Origin of the sequence: Paracraurococcus ruber, assembly GCF_004353985.1 — a bacterium.
Classification (GTDB): Bacteria; Pseudomonadota; Alphaproteobacteria; order Acetobacterales; family Acetobacteraceae; genus Paracraurococcus; species Paracraurococcus ruber.
The window spans coordinates 1-1,993 of sequence record NZ_SMOA01000513.1; the positions used below are offsets into that span (position 1 = coordinate 1).

Consider the following 1,993-nt stretch of genomic DNA (forward strand, 5'->3'; position numbering starts at 1 on the left):
GGCAGTCTCGGCGATAGCGTGACCGGCACCTGCCGGGGCTAGCCCCGGCAGGTGCCGGTCACGCAACGAAGTGGGGAAGTTTCGCGGCCCACATCAGGGGAGGATTCAACGGCCACTGACACCGGATGCGGCTTGGCCCGCAGCACAGCCTCAACCATGCCGGCCGCGGCGGGGCCGATCGCGGCCGCCTCCCGCCGCAGCCGGGCCGGGGTCCACTCGGCGTGGCGCCGATGGGCACTCGGCATGTGGTCGGGGATGGTGGTGTGCCGGTGCCGCAGCGGACTGCGGAGATGGGCTGCGACGCGGCTGCCGTTGTGGAACAGCTCGACCGTGCGCTCGGTGATGCGAGCCTCCACCACGGCCCGGGCGAGCCGGTGGGGCACGCTGTACCAGTGCCCCAGCACCTCGACGTGGTAGTCGAGCCCGACCCGGCAGCGTCGCCAGTCGGCATAGGCGTAGGGCTCCGGCGGCAACTGCAGCAGGGCGGCGCGCTCGAGGCTCTCGAACAGCACCCGCCGGCTGGTGCCGAGGCGGCGCATGGGACGGGTGTTCAGCGCCTCCAGCAGTTCGCGGACGGCGCCGTTGGCCTCCTCCAGGCCGAACAGGCGCCGGTTGCGCAGGCGGGCCAGGATCCAGCGCTCCACCACCTGCACGCCGACCTCGACCTTGGCCTTGTCGCGCGGCTTGCGGACCCGGGTCGGCATCACGGCGGTACCGTAGTGTGCCGCCATCTCCTGGTAGGTGCGGTTGATCCCAGGCTCGTACCGGCAGGCGGCGGTCACCCCGGCCTTGAGGTTGTCGCAGACCAGCTGCCGGGCCGCGCCGCCGAAGAAAGCGAAGGCGTTGACGTGGCAGCCCACCCAGTCCGCCAGTCCCTGGCTCCACCTGACCTCGGCATAGGTCAGGCTGGAGGCGCCCAGCACGGCGACGAAGACCTGCGCCGGCCGAACCTGGCCGGTCGCCGGGTCGACCACCGCCAGGGTCTGCCCGGCGAAGTCGACGAACAGCTTGTCGCCGGCAACATGGGCCTGGCGCATCGTCACCGACACGCTGCCCCGCCACTCGGCATAGAGGTCGCAGAACCGGCTGTAGCCGTAGCCCTCCGACTGCCCGGCCCGGTATTCCTGCCACAGCAGCATGAGGGTCACGCCCGGCCGTCGCAGCTCGGCATGGATCCGCGGCCAGTCCGGCTGCGGCCGCAGCGCCTCCCGCGGCGTGAAGGGCGGACTGAACAGCTGCGCCTCGAGCGCCGCGTCGTCCAGCCCGGCCGGCACCGGCCAGGTAATGCCGATCACCGCCGCCCGGCGCAGATACTCGGCCACCGTGTAGCGGCTGATCCCGATCGCCGCGGCGATCTGCCGCTCACTCTCCCCGCAGGCATGCTTGCGGCGGAGGACTTCTCGAACCTGGCGCATGGGCAGTCTCTGGGCGGGCATGGCTCTCCCCGGCGGCGTTGCCGGAGAAAGCCTGGCCCGGGTGGCGGACTACCCGCAGACCACCCCTCAGCCCCCGTCAGCGGTGGCTGGCATCAATCGGAACAGGTGGCTGGCTTGCGTCGGAATCAGTGGCTGGATTCCGTCGGAATCACCGGCTGGATTGCGTCGGATTCCGCATCCAGCTCGGAGATATGCCGACTCACGGTTGCGATCGGCGTGCGCAACTCCCGCGATGCGGCGGAGAGGCTACCGGCGCGGACGACCGCCAGCAGGGTCGCCATGGCCTCGATGCGGTCCATGTGGCTTTCCGAATCCCGGAAGGGTGCTGACCGATCCTAACCGGTTCTGCACCGCCCTGGGATGCACGACCTTCAGTCCGCTCGATGCAGAGGATGCGTGACCATGAGCGAGATGCGAAGCCTGGGTACGACCCTGAGGCATTGCCAAGTTGTTCAGGGATAGGTCGCGTTGGAGCGGCGACAGGGCGGCCCTGGCATTCACGCCGGTAGCTGGACGCGGGTCTCCTGCCGCCAAGTCCGAAACGCGTTAACGCGGCC

2 protein-coding genes are annotated in these 1,993 nt (G+C 70.2%); both read right to left on the reverse strand.

Going from position 1 to position 1,993, the window contains the following annotated elements; all coding sequences use genetic code 11:
- Positions 1-38 precede the first annotated feature (38 nt).
- Positions 39-1,415: an IS21 family transposase gene (istA, locus tag E2C05_RS31320; RefSeq protein ID WP_158292495.1), complete on the reverse strand. Its 1,377-nt coding sequence runs from the start codon at positions 1,413-1,415 to the stop codon at positions 39-41.
- A 146-nt stretch (positions 1,416-1,561) separates the two neighbouring features.
- Entirely contained in the window at positions 1,562-1,735 is a 174-nt protein-coding gene (locus E2C05_RS31325) for a helix-turn-helix domain-containing protein (protein WP_133223517.1), read from the reverse strand.
- Positions 1,736-1,993 lie beyond the last annotated feature (258 nt).